General features: G+C 59.2%; 15 protein-coding genes. All 15 read right to left on the bottom strand.

The window, feature by feature from the left end; genetic code table 11:
• Positions 1-45: 45 nt before the first annotated feature.
• Positions 46-1,695, bottom strand: a complete 1,650-nt coding sequence (locus tag MUN82_RS16535; RefSeq protein ID WP_245092233.1) for a TldD/PmbA family protein — start codon at positions 1,693-1,695, stop codon at positions 46-48.
• Between the two features lie 198 nt (positions 1,696-1,893).
• On the bottom strand, positions 1,894-3,549 hold the full coding sequence (locus MUN82_RS16530; protein ID WP_245092231.1) for a TldD/PmbA family protein: 1,656 nt from the start codon (positions 3,547-3,549) through the stop codon (positions 1,894-1,896).
• A gap of 216 nt (positions 3,550-3,765) precedes the next feature.
• The gene (locus tag MUN82_RS16525) at positions 3,766-5,100 is read right to left on the bottom strand and encodes a TldD/PmbA family protein (RefSeq protein WP_245092230.1); all 1,335 of its coding nucleotides are present in this window, start codon (positions 5,098-5,100) and stop codon (positions 3,766-3,768) included.
• A gap of 80 nt (positions 5,101-5,180) precedes the next feature.
• Positions 5,181-6,830 (bottom strand): TldD/PmbA family protein, encoded by a 1,650-nt coding sequence (locus MUN82_RS16520; protein WP_245092228.1) that lies wholly within the window; start codon positions 6,828-6,830, stop codon positions 5,181-5,183.
• 183 nt (positions 6,831-7,013) lie between these two features.
• Positions 7,014-8,159, bottom strand: a complete 1,146-nt coding sequence (locus MUN82_RS16515; RefSeq protein WP_245092227.1) for a PepSY-associated TM helix domain-containing protein — start codon at positions 8,157-8,159, stop codon at positions 7,014-7,016.
• A gap of 17 nt (positions 8,160-8,176) precedes the next feature.
• Entirely contained in the window at positions 8,177-10,654 is a 2,478-nt protein-coding gene (locus MUN82_RS16510) for a TonB-dependent receptor (protein ID WP_245092225.1), read from the bottom strand.
• An 85-nt stretch (positions 10,655-10,739) separates the two neighbouring features.
• Entirely contained in the window at positions 10,740-11,771 is a 1,032-nt protein-coding gene (locus tag MUN82_RS16505) for a 5-methylcytosine restriction system specificity protein McrC (RefSeq protein ID WP_245092224.1), read from the bottom strand.
• A 175-nt stretch (positions 11,772-11,946) separates the two neighbouring features.
• Positions 11,947-13,284: an AAA family ATPase gene (locus tag MUN82_RS16500; protein ID WP_245092223.1), complete on the bottom strand. Its 1,338-nt coding sequence runs from the start codon at positions 13,282-13,284 to the stop codon at positions 11,947-11,949.
• A 199-nt stretch (positions 13,285-13,483) separates the two neighbouring features.
• Positions 13,484-14,752 carry a sugar MFS transporter gene (locus MUN82_RS16495; protein ID WP_245092221.1) on the bottom strand — a complete coding sequence of 423 codons (1,269 nt, stop codon included), beginning with the start codon at positions 14,750-14,752 and terminating at the stop codon, positions 13,484-13,486.
• Between the two features lie 153 nt (positions 14,753-14,905).
• The gene (locus MUN82_RS16490) at positions 14,906-16,084 is read right to left on the bottom strand and encodes a glycoside hydrolase family 130 protein (protein ID WP_245092219.1); all 1,179 of its coding nucleotides are present in this window, start codon (positions 16,082-16,084) and stop codon (positions 14,906-14,908) included.
• 147 nt (positions 16,085-16,231) lie between these two features.
• Complete coding sequence (locus tag MUN82_RS16485; protein ID WP_245092217.1) at positions 16,232-17,302, bottom strand: LamG domain-containing protein; 1,071 nt, start codon at positions 17,300-17,302, stop codon at positions 16,232-16,234.
• A 43-nt stretch (positions 17,303-17,345) separates the two neighbouring features.
• On the bottom strand, positions 17,346-18,848 hold the full coding sequence (locus MUN82_RS16480; RefSeq protein WP_245092215.1) for a RagB/SusD family nutrient uptake outer membrane protein: 1,503 nt from the start codon (positions 18,846-18,848) through the stop codon (positions 17,346-17,348).
• Between the two features lie 258 nt (positions 18,849-19,106).
• On the bottom strand, positions 19,107-22,553 hold the full coding sequence (locus tag MUN82_RS16475; protein ID WP_245092213.1) for a SusC/RagA family TonB-linked outer membrane protein: 3,447 nt from the start codon (positions 22,551-22,553) through the stop codon (positions 19,107-19,109).
• A gap of 122 nt (positions 22,554-22,675) precedes the next feature.
• Positions 22,676-23,803: a FecR family protein gene (locus MUN82_RS16470; protein WP_245092211.1), complete on the bottom strand. Its 1,128-nt coding sequence runs from the start codon at positions 23,801-23,803 to the stop codon at positions 22,676-22,678.
• Between the two features lie 278 nt (positions 23,804-24,081).
• A complete protein-coding gene (locus MUN82_RS16465; protein ID WP_245092209.1) occupies positions 24,082-24,669 on the bottom strand; it encodes an RNA polymerase sigma factor in 588 nt (195 codons plus the stop codon).
• Between the last annotated feature and the right edge of the window lie 96 nt (positions 24,670-24,765).

Raw genomic sequence — 24,765 nt, 5'->3', positions numbered from 1 at the left:
CCTCTCCTTTTTCGGAGAGGGGGCTAGGGGGTGAGGCACACATTGTTAAATCTTCCGCGCCGTATTAATCACATTCACGCCATTGAACCGCGTAGTAGCGGAACCGTGGCTCACAGCCGATACCTGCGGCGGTTGGCCTTTCCCGTCGAAGAAGGTGCCCAGGAAACGGTAGTCCGACTGGTCGCAGGTGGCGGCGCAGCTGTTCCAGAACTCCTGCGTGTTCGACTGGTAGGCCACGTCCTCAATCTGCCCCGTGATTTTGCCCTTCTCAATGGCATAAAACAACTTGCCGCCAAACTGAAAGTTGTAGCGTTGCTGGTCGATAGAGTAGGAGCCGGCGCCCACAATGTAAATGCCTTTGTCGACGCCTTTAATCATCTCATCCACGCTCATCTTCTTGGCGCTGGGGCGCAGACTCACGTTAGGCATCCGTTGGAACTGCACGTTGTTCCAGGAGTCGGCGTAGCAGCAGCCGTCGGAGTGGTCTTGGCCGACTACCCCCGCCTGGTCGCGGATTTTCTCGTAGTTCACCAGCACGCCGCCCTTTATCAGGTCCCACTCACCGGTTTTCACGCCTTCATCGTCGTAGCCCACAGCACCCAGTGAGCCGGGTTGCAGCTTGTCGGCTACAATGTTCACCGCCGATGAGCCGTACTTGAAGTTGCCCGATTTCAGCTTGTCGAGAGTAGCGAAAGAGGTGCCGGCATAGTTGGCCTCGTAGCCCAGCACGCGGTCCAGCTCCAAGGGGTGCCCTACTGACTCGTGAATCGTCAGGCCCAGATGGTCCGGGTCCAGCACGAGGTCGTACTTGCCTGGTACGACGCTCTTAGCCGTAAGCTTGGCCTTGGCCTGCTTGGCAGCCAAGGCGGCATCTTCCAGCATATCGTAGCGCTGCTTGTAGCCAATCACGCCAGAGCCAGCTGGGCCGGCTACCTTGTCTTGGGCGCGAGGTGTGAGGTACTCGTAGCCCATGCCCATAGACGTGCCTAGCGAGTCGCGCGAGCGGAACTTGCCCGAGGCGCGGTCAATCACCGTCACGTCGAAGGTAGGCCAGATGCGGTGCACGTCCTGGTCGATGTAGGAACCGTCGGTGCTGGCAAAGTACTTCTGCTCGTTCACCTGAAATAGGTTCGAGTTGACGTAGCTCGCGCCGTTGTCCATGGCCTTGGCATTTACTGCCAGCAGGAAATCAGCCTTTTGCTTCACCGGTACCTCGAAAGCGTTTTGCTCTATGGGCGTTTTCCAGCTCACTTCGCCATAGCCACGCTGCGGGGCCAGCTGCACGGGCGTTTTCTGAATTTTGGCGTTGGCCTTGGCAATGGCTACGGCTTCGCGGGCAGCTTGGGCTACGGCGGCCTCTGTCACGTTATTAGTGGCCGCAAAGCCCCAGGCGCCGTTCACCAGCACGCGCACGCCTACCCCATAGCTTTCGGTGTTCACGATGTTCTGCACCTGCTTCTCGCGGGTGAACACGTACTGATTCAGGTAGCGCCCTACCCGTGCATCGGCGTAGCTGGCCCCCGCCGATTTGGCCGCGTTCAGCGCGGCGTCGGCCAGACGTTTTTTCACTGCTATGTCTACGCCTTCCAACAGACGCTCTACCTCTACGGGTGTGCCGCCGAAGCCAGGCAGCGAGGGTAGGAACAAGGCCCCGGTCGCCAGACCAGTCAGCCCCACAAAATCACGACGACGCATAGGCTGTGAGGGGTATATAGGGATTTAAATATAATTAAAACTAAAAGTTAAAAAATTAGCTCCCCTCCTTTTTTCAAGGAGGGGTTGGGGGTGGTTTCTGTTGTTAGAACGATACTAGTTCTAGTTTTCTAACTCTAGTTAGACCACCCCCAACTCCTCCTTGGAAAAGGAGGGGAGCTAGTTTTTTAGCTTTTAGTTCTACCCAATTTTGCGGGCGGTGTTAATCACGTTCACGCCGTTGAAGCGGGTAGTGGCCGAGCCGTGGCTCACAGCCGAGCTTTGCGAGGGCTGGCCTTTGCCATCGTTGAAGAAGCCCACGAGGCGGTAGTCCGACTCGTCGCAGCTGGCGGCGCAGCTATTCCAGAACTCCTGGGTGTTGGCCTGGTAGGCCACGTCTTCCAGCATGCCTGTGATTTTACCTTTCTCGATGGCGTAGAACACAATGCCGCCGAACTGAAAGTTGTAGCGCTGCTGGTCGATGGAGAACGAACCGTTGCCGGCAATGTAAATGCCCTTGTCGATACCCTTCACCATGTCGTCTACGCTCAGCTTGGCCTTGCCGGGTTTCAAACTCACGTTGGGCATGCGTTGGAACTGCACATCCTGCCACGACTGCGCGTAGCAGCACCCATCCGACTCGTTCTGGCCCACTATGTGCGCCTGGTCGCGGATTTTCTGGTAATCTACCAGCTTGCCTTCTTTGATCAGGTCCCAGCGCTTAGTTTTCACGCCTTCGTCGTCGTAGCCCACGGCACCCAACGAGCCCGGTTGCAGCTTATCGGCCACAATGTTTACGGCCTTCGAGCCGTACGGAATGTTCTTGGCTTTCCACTGGAGGTCGGCAAAGGAGGTGCCGGCATAGTTGGCCTCGTAGCCCAGCACGCGGTCCAGCTCCAAAGGGTGCCCTACCGATTCGTGAATGGTCAGGCCCAAGTGGTGGGGGTCGAGTACGAGGTCGTACTTGCCGGGCGTCACCGACTTAGCCGTGAGCTTCTGCTTCACCTGTTTGGTGGCATTGGTCACGTCTTCCAGAATGTCGTAGCGCTGCTTGTAGCCAATTACATCGGAGCCGGCTGGCCCGGCAATTTTCTCCTTGGCGCTGGGCGTGAGATACTCGTAGCCCAGGCCCATCGACGCACTCATAGAAGGCCGCGAGCGGAACTTGCCCGAAGCCCGGTCGATGGCCGTAACAGTGAAGGTAGGCCAGATGCGGTGAATATCCTGGTCGATGTAGGAGCCATCGGTGCTAGCAAAATACTTCTGCTCGTTCACCTGAAACAGCGCTGAGTTCACAAACGACGCGCCGCCGGCCAGGGCCTTGGCGTTGGTTTCCATCAGCAAATCTACCTTCTGGGCAATGGGTACCTCAAAAGCATTCTGCGTGATGGGCGTTTTCCACGACACCGTGCCGTAGCCTTTCTGCGGCACCAGCTTCACGGGCTCCTTTTGCACCTTGCTGTTGGCCTTGGCGATGGCTACGGCCAGTTGCGCGGCTTTGGCAATGCCTTCGTCGGTTATCTGGTTGGTAGAGGCAAAGCCCCAGGTGCCATTGGCAATAACTCGCACGCCAACGCCTTGGCTTTCGCTGCTAGCAATGTTCTGCACCTGCTTTTCGCGGGTGAAAATACCTTGGTTGAGGTAGCGACCAATGCGCACGTCGGCGTAGGTAGCCCCCGCCGATTTGGCGGCATTCAGCGCTACATCGGCCAGGCGCTTTTTCAGCGCCACGTCTAGGCCGGGCTCCAGCAGGCGCTCCGGTGACACCAACAAGCCGCTGCCGAAACCGGGGATGCTGGGTAGTAAAAGGGAGCCAGCCGCGAGGCCAGTCAGTCCCACAAAATCACGACGTTTCAAAGGGGTAGGGGTTAGGCGATAGAAGGAAGGGTAGGAAGTGCACGCGTCCTAACTTGTCTGTCATGATGAGTATGTTGCGCATCGAGCAAGGGACGGAGCGAAGTCGAAGCATCTCTACCGTAAGTAATTTCAGCTGTTCGCAACGAAGCGGTAGAGATGCTTCGACTTCGCTCCGCTGCGCTCAGCATGACACTCTGTTCAACTCAACACTTACACCTACACCGCGTCCGACAGGCTCGTGAAGGTGAAGTCACGAATTTTCAGCGGGGGCACCAGGTTGCCGCCCATGCGCACGGGCTTGCCAATGGCCTCCAGGTTGTTCAGCATGATAATAGGCGACTCGTTGAAACGGAAGTTCTTCACTGGGTGCTTGATCTTGCCGTTCTCGATGTAGAAGGTTCCGTCGCGGGTCAGGCCGGTGTAAAGCAGCGTTTGTGGGTCTACGGGGCGGATATACCATAGGCGCGTCACCAGAATGCCTTTCTGCGTGCCCTTAATCATGTCTTCCAGGCTCTGCGTGCCGCCTTCCATAATCCAGCCATTGGGGCGCGGAATATCTGGAATGCCGGCTTTCTGGGCCCAGTAGCGCGAGGTATACAGGTTCTTCACTACCCCCTTCTCAATCCAGGTAGTTTTCTGGTGTGGGCGGCCGTCGCCGGAGAAGGTGAGGTCGGCAATTTCGGGGTTGGTAGGGTCCGAGTAGATGGTCACGCGCTCGTCAAAGAGCTTTTCGCCTTTCTTGTTGCCGCCGCCTTTTTTGCTCAGGAACGAGCGACCTTCGTCGGCCGAGCGGGCATCGAGGGCACCCATCAGCGCAGCCAGCAACGAAGCATCGGTATTGGCGACCAGCGCGGCGGGCTCCATAATCACAGTGTACTTGCCGGGCTCAATGGCCTTCGCCTCGCGCGACATAGCCGCTTTCTTGGCGGCTGTGGTCGTGAGGGCGCTAGTGTCGAGCTTGCTGGCGTCGTTGTAGTCGGCGGTGGCGTAGCCCGAGCCAGTGCCGTCGGGCGTGCGCACCGTCACGCTATACGTTACGCCGCTACGCTGCTGGTAGGCTTGCAGGCCCTTGCTGTTGCGCACGGCCCGGAATCCAGCCGAGTCTTCTAGAAAGGCAGCCGACGACAGCTTTTGCTGGTCGCAGATCTGCATACCGGCGGCTACCTGCGTGGCACGGTAGTCGGGGTTGATGGCGGCTGTGCGTTGCGAGAACGACTCGGGAGCGGCCACGTACTGTTGCGGGCCGAGCAGGGGCATGTACTCGGGGCTTTCGGGGGCCAGCCGTGCGATTTCCTCGGCACGTTGCACGCAGCTACGCAGGGTAGCGTCGTCGAACTGGTTGCAGGTAGCCACGCCCGAGCGCTTGCCGAAGCGCGACTCCACGGCCAGCGACACGTTGTCGGAGGCACCGCTGGTGCTGATGGTGTTGCGCGCCGTGCGTACGTTGCCGCCGACGTTGCCCGAGAGCGACGCCTCGCACTCATCGGCCTTGCTGAAGCTGAGCACTTTGGTCAGAATGGCCTGTGCTTCTGATTGGGAGAGAATTGCCATGTATGAAGTGAAGTAGGGGCGCTTTGCAAGCGCCCATCGTTGCTGATGTTGCGAATGGTAAAGGGTAGAGGCAGGCGCCCCTACCCAATTTTGCGGGCAGTGTTAATCACGTTCACGCCGTTGAAGCGGGTAGTAGCCGAGCCGTGGCTCACGGCCGAGCTTTGCGCAGGTTGGCCTTTGCCGTCGTTGAAGGAGCCAAACATGCGATAATCCGACTGGTCGCAGGTGGCAGCGCAAGAGTTCCAGAATTCCTGGGTGTTGGCCTGGTAGGCCACGTCTTCCAGCATGCCCGTGATTTTGCCCTTCTCGATGGCGTAGAACACGGTGCCGCCAAACTGGAAGTTGTAGCGCTGCTGGTCGATGGAGAACGAGCCACGGCCGGCAATGTAGATGCCTTTGTCCACGTTCTTCACCATATCGTCCACGCTCATTTTGGCCTTACCAGGTTTCAAACTCACGTTGGGCATGCGCTGGAACTGCACATCTTCCCACGATTGCGCGTAGCAGCACCCGTCGGAGTGGTCTTGGCCCACGATGTGCGCCTGGTCGCGGATTTTCTGGTAGTCCACCAGCATCCCATCCTTGATGATGTCCCACTGGCCGGCTTTCACGCCCTCATCGTCGTAGCCCACGGCACCCAGCGAGCCGGGCTGCGTTTTGTCGGCCACAATGTTCACCACCTTCGAGCCGTAGGGCTTGTTTTGCTTTTTCCAGTCGAGGGTAGCGAACGAGGTACCGGCGTAGTTGGCCTCGTAGCCCAATACGCGGTCCAGCTCGGTGGCGTGGCCAATGCTCTCGTGAATGGTGAGGCCCAAGTGGTTGGGGTCGAGCACGAGGTCGTACTTGCCCGGTGTTACCGATTTGGCCATGATTTTTTGCTTGGCCTCGCGGGTAGCAGCGGTAATATCCTCCAGCAAATCGTAGCTCATCTTGTAGCCTACCAGGCCCGAGCCGGCTGGCCCCGCAATCTTATCCTTGGCCTTGGGTACCAGGTACTCGTAGCCCATGCCCATGGGCGCGCTCAGGGCCTGCCGCGAGCGGAACTTGCCCGAGCTGCGGTCCACAGCCGATACCGTGAAGGTAGGCCAGATGCGGTGGATATCCTGGTCGATGTAGGAGCCGTCAGTAGAAGCAAAGTACTTCTGCTCGTTGATCTGAAACAGAGCCGAGTTTACAAACGACGCACCGCCCTCCAGTGCCTTGCCGTTGGCTGAAAGCAGCAGGTCTACCTTCTGGGCAATGGGTACCTCGAAGGCGCTCTGCACGATAGGTGTTTTCCAGGAGACCTCGCCGAAGCCCTTCTGCGGAGCCAAAATCACCTTCTCCTTCTGCACCTTGCTGTTGGCTTTGGCAATGGCCGTAGCTGTTTGGGCAGCCTTGGCCAGGCCAGCCTCCGAGAGGTCGTTGGTAGCAGCAAAGCCCCAGGTGCCATTGGCAATAACCCGCACGCCCGCGCCCTGGCTTTCACCACTGGCAATGTTTTGCACCTGCTTTTCGCGCGTGAACACGCTCTGGTTGAGGTAGCGGCCGATGCGTACGTCGGCGTAGCTGGCCCCCGCCGATTTGGCAGCATTCAGGGCGGCGTCGGCTAGGCGTTTTTTTACGGCCACGTCCACGGTTTCCAGCAGCCGCTCTGGCGTTACCAGCGTGCTGCCAAAGCCCGGAATAGAGGGTAGGAACAGGGCACCGGTGGCCAGGCCGGTTAAGCCCACAAAGTCACGTCTTTTCAAGCAGGTTGTGGTTTTGGTGATAGGTTGATCGGAAGTTTACCAATAAATCGTGAAACTTCACAAGAAGGACGCACGTAGCCGGGCCGGGCTGCACGCGATATTCATCTAATCTTCACAAAAAAGTAACGCCGCAACCTATAGGCTGCGGCGTTACTTTTTTATAGTTCACCAGAAAGAATCAAGCTAGCCTACGGCCACACGCACGGGGCGCTTATGCGGGCTTTTCTTGTGGCGCCTACCCCACCAGATAACAGTACCCGTAACGGGTAGGCTGGCTGAAATCAAACTAGCCAGAAAAGCCACCAACTTGCCCCCAAACCCCAGAATTTGGCCCGTGTGCAAGTCGTAGTTCATATCGGAAAGCTTGGTGCCGGCGCTCTTGGTAGCGTGAAAGCGGGAGTCCAGGAGCTTGCCCGAAATCGGGTGCAGGGCGTACTCGTCGCGGTGGTAGTAGTGCAGGGCCTTCCGGTAGGTCCAGCAGAACGCTGGGGTTTTGCCAGTGCCGGTTGGCGCAATCAGAATCATTTCGTGAGTAGGCGACAGGCGGCGGGCAGTATGGTACACTATGTCAGTTAAGGGTTGGGTAGCAGCTGACACGGTTTGCAGGGTGTCGAGCTGGGTGGCCATAATTTCCGGCGGGGCTTTTTTGCCACCATCCACCGCCACCTGCACCGATTCCAGCATTCCGGGGAAAATCATAACCAGGCCCGTTAGCGCCAGCACCAGCCCAATGCTAGCTGCATAAAAGCCCAACACGTTGTGCAAATCGTAGTTGACGCGCCGCCAGCGGGCACCCCACTTGATGGTGAAGCGTTGCTTACGCTCGTGCTTGCGCTTGGGCCACCACAATACAATGCCCGTGAGCAGCATCACCACAAAGATGATGACCGAGCCGCCTACCACCCACTTGGCAATAGCCTCTGGCAGCAGCAGGTGCATGTGGATTTCCTGCACAATGCTGAAGAAGTGTGTGCGCAGGTTCTGTTCTTTCAGTACTTGGCCGGTATAGGGGTTCAGATACACCTGAATCGGGTTGCCGGCTTTGTCGGTGAAGAACACGGTAGCCGAGCGCTCCGGCCCGAAGTACGTCACCCAGGTATCGGCCGGGGTAGCTTGGCCGGGGTGTGGGGCCAAGGCGGCGGCTTGCAGCTGCGAGGGTAGGGCCATGGGGGTGGCCTGCGCCTCTACCTTGCGCCAGGGCTCCGTCAGGTCCCGGATGTCATCCTGGAAAACAAAGATGGCGCCGGTAAGACTCACTATAAACACAACCAGCCCGGACGCGAGTCCGAGCCAGAGGTGTGCTTTGCCAACGAGCTGCTTAACCGTCATAGGCGGGAGTGTTGGGGTTAGAATTTATACGCGATGCTGCCGATAATGCTCCGCAGCCGTTGCGGGTTCATGGTGGTGTAACCGGTCCAGTATTGCTTATCTGTGAGGTTGTCTACCTTGGCCGAAATGCGGTACTTCGGCTGGTCGTAGAACACAGAGGCGTTGAATACCGTGTAGCTAGGCAGGATAAACACGTTGTTCACGGCGTTCTGCACTTTGTTTTCGCTGGCGTAGTTGCCGCCAAAACCAGCTCCCAAGCCCTTCAGAACTCCTTCTGGCTGGCGGTAGCTCACCCACGCATTCGCTAAATAAGGCGAAGACGCGTTGTTGGGCCGGCGGCCGTTCACATCTTCTGGCGAATCCTCAAACTTCGAGTCGTTATAGGCGAAGCCGCCGATTATGTTCAGCCCGCGCACCGGGTTGGCCACCACGCTCACTTCTACGCCCTCGCTGCGCTGGGTAGCGTCCTGGGCATTAATGGCCTCGAACGTAGTGGGGGAGTAACCCAACAACCGTAGTCGGTCCTGCACCCGAATGTTGTAGTAGCTTACCGTGGCACTGAGACGGCCGGCAGCAGCATCCAGCTTCACACCGCCTTCCCACTGGTTGGCGCGTTCCGGCTTGGCCAGCGGGCGGCTGCCATCGGCTGCCAGGTAGAGGCCCAGGTTGTTGAAGCTGTTCTGGTAGTTGGCAAACACGCTCACCCGGTCCTTCACCGGCTGATACACCAGCCCAAACTTGGGCGACCAGGTAGTTTGCTTGTAGGCTGCTACCGGCGAGTAGTACAGCCCGCCTTTGTTGTCAACGTGGTCGACGCGCAGAGCAGCCAGCACGCTCAGCTGTTCGGTCAGGTTCAGTACATCTGATACGAATGCGCTGTACGTGTTCGATTTGGTGGTAATCAAGTAGCGACCACCGCCACCGGCAGCGTACACGGCATTCATGTTGGTTCCGTTGAACTGATCCAGCACCGGCCGCGGCGAGGACAACGCTACTGTGTCGAAGTTGCCACCTAGAAAGTTTACGTCCGAGTTGATGCGCAGGTAATCTAAGCCTAGCACCACGCGGTTGCGCATATTGCCTACCTGGAAGTCACCGTTGAATAGCTGCTGCACTTCCCACAGCTGCCGCTGGCTGTTATCTGTCGATTGGTCGGCCCGCACCAGATAGTTGTCGGCTTCGGGCAGATCGGGGCGACGGTTGCGGAAAGCGGGGGTAGAGGGCGTCAGGTAGAAGTACGCCGAGTTGCCGTTCGAGTAGCTGTTGCTGCTGGTCAGGTATGTAGTAGACGTGAAGCTAGGCGAAATCTTATACTGCACCTGCCCAAACAGATTGGTGCTGCGCGAGTCCTGAATCAGGCCCGGTCCCATGTACGACTGGCGGTAATCAAACGGCGACTTGTCGGCCCGATTGAAGCCCAGCACGTCCGGCGTGAAGTACATGAAGATGAACTGCTTGCCCGTACCCCGACCCTTGTAGATTTCGGCGTCGAGATTTACCGTCAGCCGGTCGGAGGGGCGCCATTGCAGACTGGGAGCTACTGCGAAGTTTTTGTTGAAGCCAGTGTAGCCCTTATTTTGGAAGTTGTCCTCGTACGTGTAGGCCGTGTTCAGGCGAAAACCGAAGGTTTTAGGCTGATCGGTGGGCACGTTCTGATCTACTAGATTCACGTCGGCACTCACACGGTGGAAGCCATACGAGCCGGCCGCCACGTTCACCTCACCGCCAAAGGTTTCGAGCGGTTTTTTCGTTACACGGTTCAGCAAACCGCCGTACGAGGTTAGGGCCGAGCCAAATAGTGTGGCCGAGGGGCCTTTGATAACTTCCAGCTTTTCCAGGTTCACGGCGTCGATGTCGCCGGTCACATTGCCGGCCACGCCGTTGCGCAGCTGGCTTTGCGTCACGAAGCCCCGTGCGGCATAGAAGGAGCCGCCGTCGCCGCCGCGGCCCGTGGCCTCCCACATTTTCTGGAGACCCGGCGCGTTGCGGGTAGCATCGTCCACGGAAAACACGAGCTGCTCCGTCAAGAGCTCCTTGCCCACGGTGGCGTATACCTGCGGGTTTTCGATGTTCGAAAGCGGCATTTTGCCTACATACTCGCTCGATTTGCGGGAAAACCGATTGGTGCGGTCGCCCTGCACGGTCACTTCGTCTAGCTGCTGGTCGCCTGGGGTCAGGATAAAGTTGCGCGTTTGCTTGTCGCCGGTTTTCACCGTTACGCGGTGTTCCTGGTTGAGGTAGCCTAGCAGACGTACGCCCACCACATAGGAGCCACCCTGGCTGAGCGGGAGAGAATAATTGCCATTGGTATCAGTATCGGTACCCAGGGCGGTGCCCTGCACACCAACGGAGGCACCCGAGAGTGGCTCACCGGCCGCATTGGTTACCCGGCCAGAGAGGAGCGTTTGGGCCTGCGCCAAGTGGCCCAGCAGCAAGAAAAAAAAGAACAACGCCGCGTGCGTTGCCAAGCGAGAAGAGGGTAGAGGAGAGGTCATAAAAGGTGCTAACTAGACTGCAAAGTTCAGTTGGGCACCATCATTTTCCTAATTTTATTTAGACTAATTATTGTTATCGAATTTCTTAAGCTACCAATGCCTGTAACGCGGCCGCAATATCAGGCCATGGCTGAGCTAGATCTATGGTGACCAAGCGCACGGGGTGGCCGCCCAAAGTATAGCGTACATCCACTTCCTGCATGGCGGCGGGGTAGAGCAGTATGCCTTCCAACTGCTGCCCTAGTGCAGCTGGTTGATTCTGGAGGTAGGCATACAGCTGGTACAGATGAGGCGCAATCAGCCGCTGGCGGTTGTGGCGGGTGCGTAGCGCCGTAGCGTAGTACTTCGTATCAAGGATGATTTTGCGGTCGGCGGCTTCCAAGGAGGTATCCGTTATCATGGCTGGAAGCAGGTCGAGGTGCTCGGGCTGCTCGGCGGCGGCCTGCCAAGCAATGGTTTCGGAACGCACTCGGTAGCGGCGCTGCTCCAGGCGGTAGAAGTTGCGCACAAATTGCTCGAACAGCCGCGCCATCAGCACCTCGTCGCGGCGAAAGTCGCGGAAGCGGTGGCGGCCCTTCTCATCGGGTACGGGTAAGGCGCACTGATGCAGCAAGTCGCAAAGGTGCAGCAGAAATGCCTGTGGTCCTGGCCACCGCTGCCGCCGTAGCAGGCTGAGGGTATGGCCGGTGGGTGAGGTAGGGCGCACCGCCTCGGGAAAGCGCCCCAGCACCTGCCGCACCTGCTGGCGCATGGCGGTGGGTAGGGTGCGAGTGCGACTTAGCTGCGCAAGCGTGCCCGCCAGCAGCTGGTTGAGCGGCGTGTTGGCGCTCAGCTCGTCGTAAGTGCACATAGCACGGCCCCGCCGCAGCAGGTCGCGGGCAAGGGTAGGGGCCAGCTGCACCCGCCCGCGCAGCTCTGTCAGTTCGGCTTCTTGCTCAGTATACCCCACCGCCAGGCCACGTCGCAACTGCCGCCGGGTGGCGTGCAGCAACAAATGCGTGAGCAGCGCAAGCGGCCTATGAAATTCCTGTGCCTCCACTGCCTGCGCCTCCGCTGGATCCGGCAGCCGGTGCCAGGCGTAGCAAAGCAGATAGTAAAGGTTGTGAATCGGAATCATAGAGAAGAAGTGAAGTCGTAAAGTTGTGAGATGGTGAAGTGGTAAATGAATAAAACGGGTGTCATCCTGAGCGCAGCGAAGGACCTTCTCACCTTAGAACAGGTCGTTGCTACGACAGTCATTCTGTAAGCATAAGGTCCTTCGCTGCGCTCAGGATGACACCCGTTTTATTCACTCACCACTTCGTCAGTAGCCGCTTCAATTCTGCAGCGGCTTTGGCGGGGTCTTCCTGCCAGTACTCTTCCAGCAGCGGCCCAATTTCCTGTTCCACAATCAATTGAAACCATACTTTGGCTTCAGTCCCAACAGGCGGCTGGCAGAAGTAGCTGTGCCCAATGCGGAAGTCCGCGCCCAGTTCGGGGTCATCGGCAATGGTTTCGTTGAGGGCATTCAGGCGAGCAGCTAGTTGCTCTACCAGCGCAGTGGGCAGGCCTCTTTCCAGTAGGAAGGTTTGCAGCTTTGGCCCAAACTCCGGGGCCAGCGCTACGAAGGCAAAGCGGCGGCGCAGGGCGTAGTCGAGGGGCGTGAGTGAGCGGTCAGCCGTGTTCAGGGTGCCGATCACGTAGAGGTTTTCGGGTACGAAAAAGCGGGGCGCTTCGGCAGGCGAGTAGGGTAGGCGCACGGCGTGAGCAGGGCCACGCTTGTCGGCTTCCAGCAGCAACAGCAACTCCCCAAAAATGCGGGCTACGTGGCCGCGGTTCAGCTCGTCAATCAGCAAAAAGAAGAGCTGGTCGGGCACGGCGGCAGCGCGGCGGCATACGTCTACCAGCACCCCATCCTGCAACCGAAACGTACCCGACGCATCGGGTCGGAAGCCCTGCACAAAGTCCTCATAGCTGTAGCTCGGGTGAAACTGCACTCGTTCAATGCGGCTTTCGTCTACGGCGCCCAGCTCCAACCACGCCAAACGCTGAGCCAGAAACGTTTTGCCCGTGCCAGGCGGACCTTGCAGCAGGAGGTTCTTGCGCCGCCGTAGGGCTGCCAGTGCCGCATCCAACTGCTCCTCATCAATAAACAACTCGGCCAACGCCTGTGCACGAGCGTAGGGCCGAGGCGCAGACGCGGTAGGGTAGGAGGCAGTCGGCTCGGCGGCTATAGCCGGTGTGGCAGGGGCATCGGCAGGAGTGGGCTTGCCGGGGGTAGGCTTTTCGGCGGGGCGGCCGGGGTAGAGGTTGGCAGGCAGCTGGTCCTGCTCGGCCACGTTGCCATCCTGCGGAGAGTTGGCCAGGGTAGGGCGCTTGGTGGCAATGGTGAAGTTGAGGCGCTCGAGCAGGGAGTTGGTGGGCGTGCCACTGGCCAGGGGCCAGCGGGCATCGGGTTGTTGGCTGGCCAAGCGGTAGGCCAATTGCGCTACGGCCCGCGGCGGGTAGCGCCGACTTTCAAAAACCAAGTCATACACGGTGCCAGGCGTCAGGCGCAAGCCATTCTGCTCGATGTGGCGCAGGGCGTCCAGCACATGCGCGTGGGTGAGGTGCTCGGGAAGGAAAGGAAGAGGGGTAGGATCGGCCGTCATGCAAGCAAAAGATACAAGCAAAACGTTACGGAGGGGCTGGCGGTTCGCTGATGTTGGGCCTCCCGGCTTTCGGAGTCGTTATGTTCTCGCGGCGCGGCCGTTGCGCCTCACCCCCCCCGGCCCCCTCTCCTTTTTCGGAGAGGGGGCCGGGGGGTGAGGCGCCGCGTGGAGGTCGACAACACTTCCCACACTTTCACCTCTACCGCACTTTATACAACCGGGCGCCGAACAGGAAGATGACGAAGTAGCAAATGATGGGTAGGTAGTAGGCGTGGGCCACATCTTCGTTGGCAATTTTGCCCATGAGGTAGGGGAAAATAGCACCGCCAGCTACTGTCATCACTAGGAAAGAAGAGCCTTGCTGGGTTTTGGCGCCCAGGTCTTTGAGGCCGAGCGAGAAGATGGTGGGGAACATGATGCTAAAGAAGAAGTTCAGCCCCAGCAAGGCAATGAACGACGGCCAGCCCCAGCTTTGGGCAATGATCAGGCACAGCACAATGTTGGCGAAAGCAAACGTAGCCAGCAACTTGTTAGGCGCGATGAAGCGCATCAGGAACGTGCCCACGAAGCGCCCTACCATCATCATTACCATACTCAGAGCGAAGTAACGCGAGGCTACGGCATCAGTTAGGCCCATTTTCTCGGCGCCGTAGTTGATGAAGAAGGCCCAGGTGCCGCCTTGCGCTGCTACGTTGAAAAACTGCGCCACCACGGCCCACACAAAATGCGGGCGATTCAGCAACCCTTTAGCCTCCGGTACTTCCTCGGCCGTGCCGCTGTAGAAACCAGCTTCTGGCTCGGCTACTACCTCAACGGCGTGCGCATCTTGCAAGGCAGGCACCTGCACAAAAGCAAAGCATACCCCTATCAACAGAATAACGCTGCCAATAATAAGGTAAAGCGTTTTTACCGACGACAAATCACCGTCGGCGTGTACGCCACTCAGAATGAAAAAACTGCCCAGCAGCGGCCCAATCACGGCCCCCAACCCATTGAACGACTGCGCAAAGTTGATGCGCTGGTCGCTGGTAACGGGGTGGCCGAGGGCGCCCATGAAGGGGTGCGCCACGGCCTCTAGAGTAGCTAGGCCGCACGCCAGCACAAACAGCGCCCCACGGAAGAAGTTGAACGACTGCGCATTGGCGGCCGGTACAAACAGAAATGCGCCCAGCGCATACAGCCCCAGTCCCAGCAGCACCCCATTCTTATACCCAAACCGCTTCATAAACAAGCCCGCCGGAATGCCCATAACGGCATACGCCCCGAAAATGGAAAACTGCACCAACCCCGAGTCGGCCTTGCTCACGTTGAGGACATTCTGGAAGTGCTTGTTCAGCACGTCGCCCATGGTAATGGCTACGCCCCAGAGCAGAAACAGCGAGGTGACGAACACCAGCGTGACGAGGTAGCGTTTTTCGGTGAAGGGGGCTGAAGTGGTTGTAATAGTAGCCGGAGCGGTGGATTGCATGCGGTGGGAAGGGATTAGTTTGTGGCTGTTTTTGGATGTTGGCTGACCGTTTTCAGCTGTTAGACGAGGCTTATCAGTGAGGAAGTTAGGTTTATTCTGACAACTGCCAACCTCTACCTAAAAACCAACCACCAAAAACCAATAGCCAAGGCATCAGTCCACAGGGCGGGTGGCTACGGCAATTTTGGAATCGGCGGTGCCGTAGTAGAGGTACCAGGTGTTGCGCAGACGGGCCAGACCTTCCAGAAATACCACCTGGTTTACCTGACCAGTGGTTTCGTAGGGCTTATCGGGGCGCATAAAATACGTGTTGGTGCGGAGCAGCAGCTTGGTAGGGTCGTTCTTGTCGAACAGGGCCTGGGCGGCGGTGTAGGTGCCTTCGGGTAGGGATTTGTCGCCGATGGCGGGAATGTTGCGGCTGTTGTAGATCAACAAGATGCCCTGATCGGTGAGCATGGCAGGTGGGCCCGATTCCACCAGGTCGCTGTCGAACTTGCCCTCGCGGGTAGGCAGCACAATCTTCAGGTTGGGGAGCGTTTGGGCCTGGGCGCGCAGAGGCACGGGCGGCTTCTCGCCGGGCGCCATCTCGATGGGTGTCCAGTGGATGAGGTCGTCGGAAGTAGCTGCCCAGATTTGCGCATCGCCCCAGTACATCCAGTACTTGCCGTTGATTTTGGTGGCCACAATGCGCCCATCCGGCTCGTAGCGCGATACAATAGCGCCCGATTTGCTCCACTTGGGTACGTACTCGCCGTTTTTGGCCCCGGTGAAGGCGTTGCCGTACTTGGTCCAATGCACCAGGTCGGGCGAAGAAGCCACGTGCAGGCGGGCTTTGTCGCCGTCGTAGGCAGTATAGGTCATGAAGTACACGCCGTTGGCGTCTTCCACCACGCGTGGGTCTTCGGTGCCGCCGTGCCACTCGTATTTCTTCTGCTCATCATTGTCGGGGTAGAGCACCGGCTCCTTGCGACGCGTGAAGTGGATGCCGTCGGTACTGGAAGCCAGGCCAATACGCGAGGCTTTGCCCACGGCGCCTTTCACCACGTTCTCGGCCCGATAGAGCATGTAAATGGTATCATGGCGCACCACTACGGCCGGGTTAAAGACGTCTTTTTCTTCCCACTGTACCTTCTGCATCAGAATCGGGTCCGTGAATACGCCTACCGTACTCGGCCCCATAATCGGGTTGGCGCTGTCTACCTTCGTGAAGTTGAGCATGCTCCACGCCTTGGGTTTGGTGGGAGGAGTGGCCGTGGTATCAGCTTTGTCGGCGGAGTTGCAGCCGGCCAGGGCAGCCAGGAGCAGGGCGAGAGGGTAGGGGCGGAATGTCATATCGTTCTGTTGGTGGACCTCACCCCCCCGGCCCCCTCTCCTCGGGGAGAGGGGGCCGGGGGGGTGTGTTTGTAGAATCGTATTAGGAAGAAAAAGAAGTTCGTTTGGCTCCCCCTCTCCCCAAGGAGAGGGGGCCGGGGGGTGAGGTTACAGCGTACTCTCAATCGTATAAATAGACGTCACCTCCGCATCCGTCAGGGCGCGGTTGTAGAAGCGGATGTCGTCGATTTGCCCCTTGAAAAAGGCCGGGCCATAGTACTCGAAGTAGCCCGCGGCCTGGCCCGCGGTGGGGGCGCGGTTGTACACTTCTTTGGGTAGCTGCTGCCCGATAGCCAGGTTCACGGGCTCGGGAATGGTCTTCATTGGGCCTTGCGTGTTGGTCCAAGTTTTCACCAGCTTGCCGTCGAGGTAGAATTTCAGGGTGCCGTCTACGTAGCTGGTTACCACGTGCGTCCAGGTGTTCACAGCCACGATACCCGATTCAGCGTCCCGATCAAAGATGCCAGTGGTAGTGGTGGCCGTCAGGAAGGGCTTGCCGGCCCCTTGCAGCTGAAACTTGAAGCCATTCCAGCGGTTCAGCGACAACAAATAATTGGCGTCGTTGGAATCGAAGCGCTTGCACCACAGGCTGATGGTCATGGCCGGTGGGTTGAGGGCCGCTGCGTACGGCACCTCAATGTAGGCGCCGTTGGTGAACTCGTAGGCCTGGTTGGCGCGGTTGAAGCGGTCGGCTACCAGCTTGGGGAGGGTAGCGCCGTCGCCGGGGGCGGTACCAGGACCGATAGGGCCGGTTTTGACAGTACCGTTGTGGCCGTTGGCGGTGGCGTCGTTGGCGTTGCCCTCAAACTTCCACTGCGCCACTAAGTTGGCCACCGAAACGTCCTGGATAAGCGTACTGCGGAAGGCAGTCACGGCGCGGCGCAGGTTGGCCGTGGCATTGTCGATTTGTAGCTGGGTGTACTGGCCGTTGCCGCGGGTGCTAGTAGCTAAGTCCAAGGCCGTTTTCAGGGGCGCTTTCGAGCCGGTGGCGTAATTGCCGGGCTTGTTGCCTTCCGTGGCGGCGTTGTAGCCCACCGTCACGGAGTCTATGAGGGCGGCCAGGCGGCTGGTATCGGCGGCCACCTGGGGCGTGTCGTCTTCGGAATCGGAGCAGGCCGATAGCACTGCGGTGCCCCCCAGCAGCCAGGGTAGGAGCAGTAAAAGAAAGTGCCTTTTCATAATCGAGTGATACAAAGAGGGTAGGAAAAAGACAGCGATGCGGCTACAAGCCCAGGTTGCGGTTAGTGTCCCGCTCGCTCTGCGGAATGGGGTAGAACTGATTGCGGGCGTAGCTGAAGTTGGGCCGGTCGGCAAGGGCCTGCCGCGCATAGGTCTCGCCGTAGCGAATGATGTCGAAGAAGCGGTGAAACTCCAGTGCCAGCTCCGAGCGCCGCTCCCGCCGAATCAGCTCGCGCAGTTGGCCTTGGTCAGTAGTGGTGATGTCGGGCAACAGGCCAGTAGGTACGGTGCCCGCGTTGGGTAGGGAGGTGTCGTAGAGGTAGCTCTCGCGGGCGCGCTTGCGCACCTGGTTGAGGGCGGCCAGCGCCCCGCTGCTGTTGCCCGATTCGTTCAGAGCTTCGGCCTGCATCAGCAGCACATCGGCGTAGCGTAGGGCCTGGTAGTTCAGGCCGCCGTCACCCTTGATGGTGGCCGGAACCTCCGTCAGCGGCTGCAAATGCTTCTTTGACACGTAGCCCGTAGAAGTCCAGCTGGCATCAAATGCCACCCCGAAAAACGACTGCCCGGCCCTACCCAGCGTGTAGTCCAGGCGCGGGTCTACCACCCCACCTGAGGTCCGTTCGAAGTTATCGACTAGGCTTTGGGTAGGCAGGAAAAAGCCGTAGCCGTTTTGCGGACGCGGGGCAAACCACTGATTCAGGCCGCTGCCCTGGTTGGGGCTGAGGCCGGTGGTGTGCTGCACCGAGAAAATGATTTCCTGATTGTTGTCGGTGGCGGCCCGGAAGTTATCGGCAAACACGGGTTGCAATTTGTAGCCTAGCGCACCTACAGCCTGGGCAGTTTGAGCAGCCTGCGGCCATTTTTTCTGAAATAGATAGGTCTTGGTGAGTAGGGCCAGCGCCGCGCCCTTGGTAGCGCGGCCCACGTCGTTGCCGGTCCAGGAGGTGGGTAGGGCGTCGGCGGCGGCTTGGCAATCGGCCTCTATCTGGGCGTAGATCTGCGCCTGTGGCACGGCCGGGCTTTGCAGCTCCTCGGGCGTTTCTACCTTCACGCGTAGCGGAATGGCGCCGTAGAGGTTGGTCAGCTCGAAGTAATAATACGCTCTCAGGAACAGCGCCTGCCCCCGCGCCTGCTGGCGCACAGCAGCACTGATGCTCGTATTGCTCTCGGGCACGCCGTCCAGCACCACGTTGCACTTAAAGATGCCGTCGTAGTCGCGGCGCCACTGCGCCTCCACGGCTGAGTTGATGGGGGTGATGTTGAATTGGTCGATGTTCTCGAAGTCGGCCTGGTCGCCGGGGTTGCTACCCTTCACGGCGTCGTCGGAAGCCACATCACCCAGCACCCAGATGGTGTTGGAGCCCGCATCGCGGAACGACAGCGGCACGTAGGCGGCATTCACGGCCAGGATGGTGTTGGTGTCCGACGTGAAAAACTGCCCTGCCTCGTACTGCCCCAGCACCGGCTGGTCCAAGAAATTGTCGCACCCAGCCGTGGTGAGTAGGAGGGCAGTTACTGCGCTTATGATGATATGATTGCGTTTCATAGGGTAAGGTGGTTTCGGTATGTTTATGTGGCGCGGGAGGGGTGCCTCACCCCCCGGCCCCCTCTCCTCGGGGAGAGGGGGAGCCAGGCGTTCTTTGCAGTTACTAGTTGTCTGCTATGTCTGTCATCCTGAGCTTGCGAAGGACCTTCTCACGTTTGCGCGACCATCTTCACAACGACTCGTTTATGCGTGAGAAGGTCCTTCGCAAGCTCAGGATGACATGCGTTTTTTACTCACGACTGGCAACTGGCAACCCACCTAAAACCCCGCGTTAATCCCCACCGTGAAGGTGCGGGCGGAGGGGTAGGTGCCGAAGTCGATGCCGGTGGCGCGCACGCCGTCGCCGAGGGAGTTGCTGTTGGTGCCCTGCTCGGGGTCGAGGCCGGTGTACTTGGTGAAGGTCAGCAGGTTCTGCGCGCTCACGTACAGCCGCACCGACGATACTTTCAGCGGCGAGAGTAGCTTGTCGCCGAAGGTGTAGCCTAGCTGAATGTTCTTGAGGCGCAGGTAGGAGCCGTCTTCCAAAAAGCGCGTGGAAGGCTGCTTGTTGTTGGAAGCCCCTACCCACGACAAGCGCGGAAACTCGTTGGTGCTGCCCGCGCCAGTCCAATAGTTGGTGGCCGCCCGCTCCGTCAGGTTGAAGGCCCGGTAAAAGCCTTCAATGTCGGTGTTTACCTGGTTGTAGAGCTTATTGCCGTGCACGCCCTGGAAGAATAGGCTTAGGTCGAGGCTCTTGTAGCGCAAGTTGCCGGTGAGGCCGTAGGTGAGCTTGGGGATGGGGCTACCCACGAAGGTGCGGTCGTTGCCATCAATCACGCCATCGGGCACGCCGTTAGGGCCGCTGATGTCTTTGAACTTCACGTCGCCAGGCTGGATGCCGGGGCCCTGGTAGGCGTGCGTAAACACCTCCTCAGCCGTCTGAAAAATGCCGTCGGCCTGCAACAGGTAGAAGGCGCCGATGGGGTGGCCCACCTGCGTGAGCGTAGCAAAGTAGTTGTTGTCGATGCGGCCGCCCACGATGGGCGGCGCGCCGCCCAGGGTCCGCACCTCGTTTTGTAGGGTAGCCAGGTTGCCGCTCAGGTTGTAGCTCCAGTCCTTGCCGATGGTGTTGCGGTACAACAACTCCAGCTCGAAGCCCTGATTGCGAATTTTGCCGGCATTCACGGCCGGGTTGCCGCCGTTGCCAGCGCTGCTGGGCTGGGGTAGGAAAAGCAACACGTTGGAGGTATTCTTCACGAAATAATCCACCGTCAGCTGCAAAGCGCCCTGCAACAAGCCAATGTCCAGGCCCACGTCGGTCTGGGTGCTGGTTTCCCACCGCAGGTTGGGGTTGCCCTTGCTCACCACGCTCAGCCCTTGGGTAGAAACCCCGCCGAAAGGATAGTAAAAGTTGCCGCCTACTAGCGAGGCATAAGGATAATTGCCGATAGACGAGTTGCCCAACTGTCCCACGCTGGCGCGCAGCTTCAGCAGCGACAACGCCGATACATCGCGCAAGAAGCTCTCCTGAGCCAAGTTCCAGCCCAACGAACCTGAATAGAAGCTCTCGGCCCGCCTACCCGGAATGAACTGCGAGGAGCCGTCGCGGCGGAAGTTGAAGCTGGCCAGGTAGCGGCTATCGTAGTCGTAGCTCACGCGAGCAAAGCCCGAAAACAGCGCCGAGCGTGCCTCGCCGCCCCCGTTCTGCTGTATGCCCGTGCCGTTGTCGAGGTATTGGAAGGTAGGCGACTGATCCACGTAGCCGCGGCGCGAGGCCGAAATGGCCGTCACGTTGTTTTTGATAGCCTCCGTGCCCAGCAAAAAGCTGAAGGTGCTCTTGCCCACCGGTAGGTCGTACACGGCGGTATTGGTCCAGTTGTAGTTGAACTCCTTGGTGTTGGACTGCGCTAGTTGGGCCGGCGAGTTGAACGACCGGTCGATGCCGAACGTGCGGAAAAACTGCTTGTAGTCGGTAATCAGAAACGTGATGCCGTAATCGGAGCGGATGCGCAGGCCCTTCACGGGCGTAAGCTCCACGTAGGCATTGCCCAGCGCCGAGTAGCGGTTGAAGTTGCGGTCCGTGGCGTCGGCCAGGGCTACGGGGTTGATGCCATCGCCCAGAAAAGCCGTGGCCTGGGTGCCGTCGGGGAGGGTAGGCAGATCTACAAACTGCCCCTGCGCGTTGCGCACCGGCGTGCCGGGCGTGCGGAACAAGGCAAAGCGTACGATGCTGGCGCCGGGGTTGCCGTCGCCGAATCCGTCGCCGGAGGTGCCCACCTGCCGGGTTTTGTTGTAGGAGAGGTTGGCGTTGGTACCAATCTTCACAAACTTCGACAGCGTGGTATTCACCGCCGTGCGCAGGTTGTAGCGGTCAAACGCCGAGTTGTCAATCAGGCCATCCTGCTTCAAATAGCTGCCCGATACAATATACTGCGAGGTTTCGGTGCCCCCGCTCACGTCGAGCTGGGCGTTGTACTGCTTGGCTGGCTTCAGCACTTCCTTCAGCCAGTTCACGTTGGGTAGGATAGCCGCCACATCGGCGGGAATGGGCGCGCGGCCGTCGTTCTGCGCCGCCACGTTGTAGGCCGCCACGTACTGGCTGGTGTTGGCCATCGTAATCAGGTTAGAAGCCGTTTGCACGCCCGCGTAGGCACTGGCCGTGAGGCGTGGCTTGCCCGATTTGCCCCGCTTGGTGGTCACAATCACCACACCATTGGAAGCCCGCGCCCCGTAGATGGCCGCCGACGAAGCATCTTTCAAAATGTTGATGCTCTCAATATCATTCGGCGAAATCTGGTTGATGCCGGTCTTAGTGGGCACCCCGTCGATGATGTAGAGCGGGTCGTTGTCGTTGATGGTGCCTACCCCCCGAATGCGCACGGCAATGTTTTCGCCGGGTGCGCCGGTGGCTTGCGTAATGGCCACGCCGGCCGCCTTACCCTGCAAAATCTGGGCGGGTCCCGTTACCGGTAGGCCGTTGATATCCGCCTGATTCACCTGCGATACGGCACCCGTGAGGTCGGCCTTGCGCTGGGTGGTATAGCCAATCACCACCACATCGTCCAGCGACTTCACATCAGTCTGCAGCACCACGCTCACTTGCGTACGGCCCTGCAAGGCAACTTCTTGCGAGATGAAGCCAATGGCCGAAAGCACCAGCGTACCCGAGGCATCGGGGAGGCTGAGCGTAAAGGTGCCGTTGGCGTCGGTGGTGGTGCCGTTAGTGGTGCCCTTCACTACCACCGTCACGCCGGGTAGGCCCTGGCCATCGGCCTGCGTCACGCGGCCTGTAATGGTGGTTTCAAGCGGTACGGGACGGGCATTGCGCGCTTCCAGGGTAGGCGGCGGCACAGCGCCCGTAGCCACTGCCCGACTGATGACCACCTGCTTTTGCAGAATCTCAAAATCGAGGTGAAGGGGGACGAGGAGCTGTTGCAGCACGTGGGGGAGAGGCTGCTCGTGGGCTCGTAGCGTCACGCGCTGCTGCGAGTCAATCAGGCGCGGGCTATACACAAACTTCACGCTGGCCTGCTGCCCAATCAGGTGCAGGGCCGTTTTCAGGGCCTGGTTGCTGACTTGCACGCTAATGCGCCGTTGGGCGGGGTCCTGGCGGGTAGGGGGCGCTGCCACGGCTTGGCTAACGCCGAAAACCACCACGAGGACGGTCAGCCACAAGAGCCGCGCAACGCCTCGCTGCCAAATCGGGTACGGTAGGAGTGGAAGCATAGGGTAGGAGGTTAGGGGTAGGACAGAGACGCGAAGCCACTACCCTGTTGCAGGGTAGGAAACCGTGGGTATAGGAGAGCCGAAATCGTTTGCGGGCGAGCGGCTGAAAAAGCGAAACGGTGTTATTGGCAACCCGGCCCCGTCACTACAATCCGGGCGTCCAGTACCTCGTAGCGGACACGCACTGCTTTGCAGATCAGGCGGAGCTTTTCAAAAAGAGGCTCGTCGGTGAAGGACGCCGTGAGCGGGCAGTTGCCCAGGGCAGCCTTATCATACACAATGGACACGCCGTAGGCCTCTTCCAGCTGCGCAAATACTTCGCGGATAGGCGTTTCCTCGTACTCAAATACAGCGGCTGCGCCGCCCGCCAGGGCAGGTTGTGCCAGCAGCGTGCGCGTAAGCTGATGGTCGGCAAGGCCGTAGGTAGCCTGCTGGTTGGGCGTCAGCACTAGGCCTTCCAGCCGCGGTGTGCGGGCCTGCTGCTGGGCTTGCTCCCCACCCTGCGGATACACCGATACGCGCCCGGTTTTCACCGTCACCACCACGCGGGGCGACTTGGCCGGTGCCTGTACCTCGAAGCTGGTGCCTAGTACCTTGGTTACCAGCGCGGTGGTGTTCACAAAAAAAGGCTTCTGTGGGTCTTTCGCTACCTCAAAGAAGGCACTCCCCTCCAGATACACCGGGCGGGTAGCGCCCACAAAACGCGCCGGAAACGCTAGCCTACTGTGCGGCCTTAGTAGCACGGAGCTGCCATCAGGTAGCGATACTAAGCGAGTGGCCATCGAGGGGTTGTCGATGTCGCGCAGGGTGCCAACGTCGCGCCGGGCCTGCGCCAGCAGGGCCCGATAGCCCGGTACGGAAGTAGGCTGCTGCAACTGCCACAACTGCCCAACCCCCAGCAGGAACAGCAACACGCTGGCCGCCGCCACCCATTGCCAGGTAGGAACCAGCCACCGATGGTGCGCGGCTGGCACAGCAACTTCTTTGGCTTCTGTGCCCGCGGTTTCTATCTCCGCAAAGATGCGCTGGCGCAACGCCATCTTCTCCGCCGACGACAGCCTGGCCTGAGGCAACTGGTGCAGCCCCAATATTAACTGGCGCGCCGCCTCTACCTCATCGCGCCGGAACGCAAACGTGGAGAGCCACTGCTGCCAGAACGCCTCCGTCTCTGCATCGGGCCGCAGCACCCAACGAACGAAAAACTCGTCTTGGGCAAACTCTTCGGCGCAGAACTGTAGGTAGTCGGGCATGGGGGTAGGTGGTAGTATATAGAAGAGGGACTATTAGAGGTTTACTACTACGTTATCGAGAAATATTTTTTGTTAGAGCGTTATTTTTAATTTATACATCCGATCTATAGATGATTATAATCGCAATAAAAAATAGCTATGTCATCCTGAGCGCAGCGAAGGACCTTCTCACGCATGAACGAGCCGTTGCTATGACAGTCGTTCATGCGTGACAAGGTCTTCGCTGCGCTCAGGATGACAGGTGGAAAAGAGGATGACAATAAATAGCAAACACCCTACTACCCCAGCAGCCACAGCAGCACACTCACCAGCAACGACTGCCGCAGCTTTTTGAGCGCCCGCGACAACAGATTCGCCACGGTTTGCTCGCTGAGTTGCAGCATGGTCGCAATTTCCCGAATCTTGAAGTTGCTGAAGTATTTCAGGTTGATAATCTCTTTCTCCCTACCCGACAGCTGCGCCAACGACAGCCGCAGGCGCACGGCGCGCTGGTGCTCCTCCTCGGTATCAACCAACGTCTGCTCAATGGAAGGCTCGTAGTTTTCCACAACCCGCTCTTTTGCTGCACGGGCCGTGCCGGCTACCCGCAGTAGCTCGTTTTTGAGGCTGCGGTAGAGGTAAAACTTCACCGTTGTGACGTCGCCCAGGTGGTCGCGCCGTATCCAGAGGTGTACAAACACGGTTTGGATGGCATCTTTCACCACTTCCGCGTCGTGCGCCAGGTGGTGACCGTAGGCAAAGAGCTGTTGGGCGTATCGGTCAAACAACGCTCCCAATGCCTCCTGCTGCCCCGCCCGAAACGCCTGCCACAAGGCTGCGTCATCGTCGTGGCGCTGCTCGTGGTGCGAAGGCGGTGGGGTGTACATAGGGTGAATGCAGTCAGGAGCTTACCGCATGGTGGTGAAGTGTGTAAAGCTAACGGAATAGTTGACAGGAAAGGTTGCGGCTGGATCAATGGGACG

Source organism: Hymenobacter aerilatus (assembly GCF_022921095.1).
Classification (GTDB): Bacteria; Bacteroidota; Bacteroidia; order Cytophagales; family Hymenobacteraceae; genus Hymenobacter; species Hymenobacter aerilatus.
The sequence above is the reverse complement of the archived record's forward strand: the minus strand, read 5'-3'. Positions and strand labels throughout refer to the sequence as shown.

Excerpts from the sequence above, each read along its gene's own strand:
- MUN82_RS16535 (WP_245092233.1), bottom strand. The coding sequence starts at position 1,695 with ATGCGTCGTCGTGATTTTGTGGGGCTGACTGGTCTGGCGACCGGGGCC.
- MUN82_RS16525 (WP_245092230.1), bottom strand. The coding sequence starts at position 5,100 with ATGGCAATTCTCTCCCAATCAGAAGCACAGGCCATTCTGACCAAAGTG.
- MUN82_RS16515 (WP_245092227.1), bottom strand. The coding sequence starts at position 8,159 with ATGACGGTTAAGCAGCTCGTTGGCAAAGCACACCTCTGGCTCGGACTC.
- MUN82_RS16510 (WP_245092225.1), bottom strand. The coding sequence starts at position 10,654 with ATGACCTCTCCTCTACCCTCTTCTCGCTTGGCAACGCACGCGGCGTTG.
- MUN82_RS16505 (WP_245092224.1), bottom strand. The coding sequence starts at position 11,771 with ATGATTCCGATTCACAACCTTTACTATCTGCTTTGCTACGCCTGGCAC.
- MUN82_RS16500 (WP_245092223.1), bottom strand. The coding sequence starts at position 13,284 with ATGACGGCCGATCCTACCCCTCTTCCTTTCCTTCCCGAGCACCTCACC.
- MUN82_RS16495 (WP_245092221.1), bottom strand. The coding sequence starts at position 14,752 with ATGCAATCCACCGCTCCGGCTACTATTACAACCACTTCAGCCCCCTTC.
- MUN82_RS16490 (WP_245092219.1), bottom strand. The coding sequence starts at position 16,084 with ATGACATTCCGCCCCTACCCTCTCGCCCTGCTCCTGGCTGCCCTGGCC.
- MUN82_RS16485 (WP_245092217.1), bottom strand. The coding sequence starts at position 17,302 with ATGAAAAGGCACTTTCTTTTACTGCTCCTACCCTGGCTGCTGGGGGGC.
- MUN82_RS16480 (WP_245092215.1), bottom strand. The coding sequence starts at position 18,848 with ATGAAACGCAATCATATCATCATAAGCGCAGTAACTGCCCTCCTACTC.
- MUN82_RS16475 (WP_245092213.1), bottom strand. The coding sequence starts at position 22,553 with ATGCTTCCACTCCTACCGTACCCGATTTGGCAGCGAGGCGTTGCGCGG.
- MUN82_RS16470 (WP_245092211.1), bottom strand. The coding sequence starts at position 23,803 with ATGCCCGACTACCTACAGTTCTGCGCCGAAGAGTTTGCCCAAGACGAG.
- MUN82_RS16465 (WP_245092209.1), bottom strand. The coding sequence starts at position 24,669 with ATGTACACCCCACCGCCTTCGCACCACGAGCAGCGCCACGACGATGAC.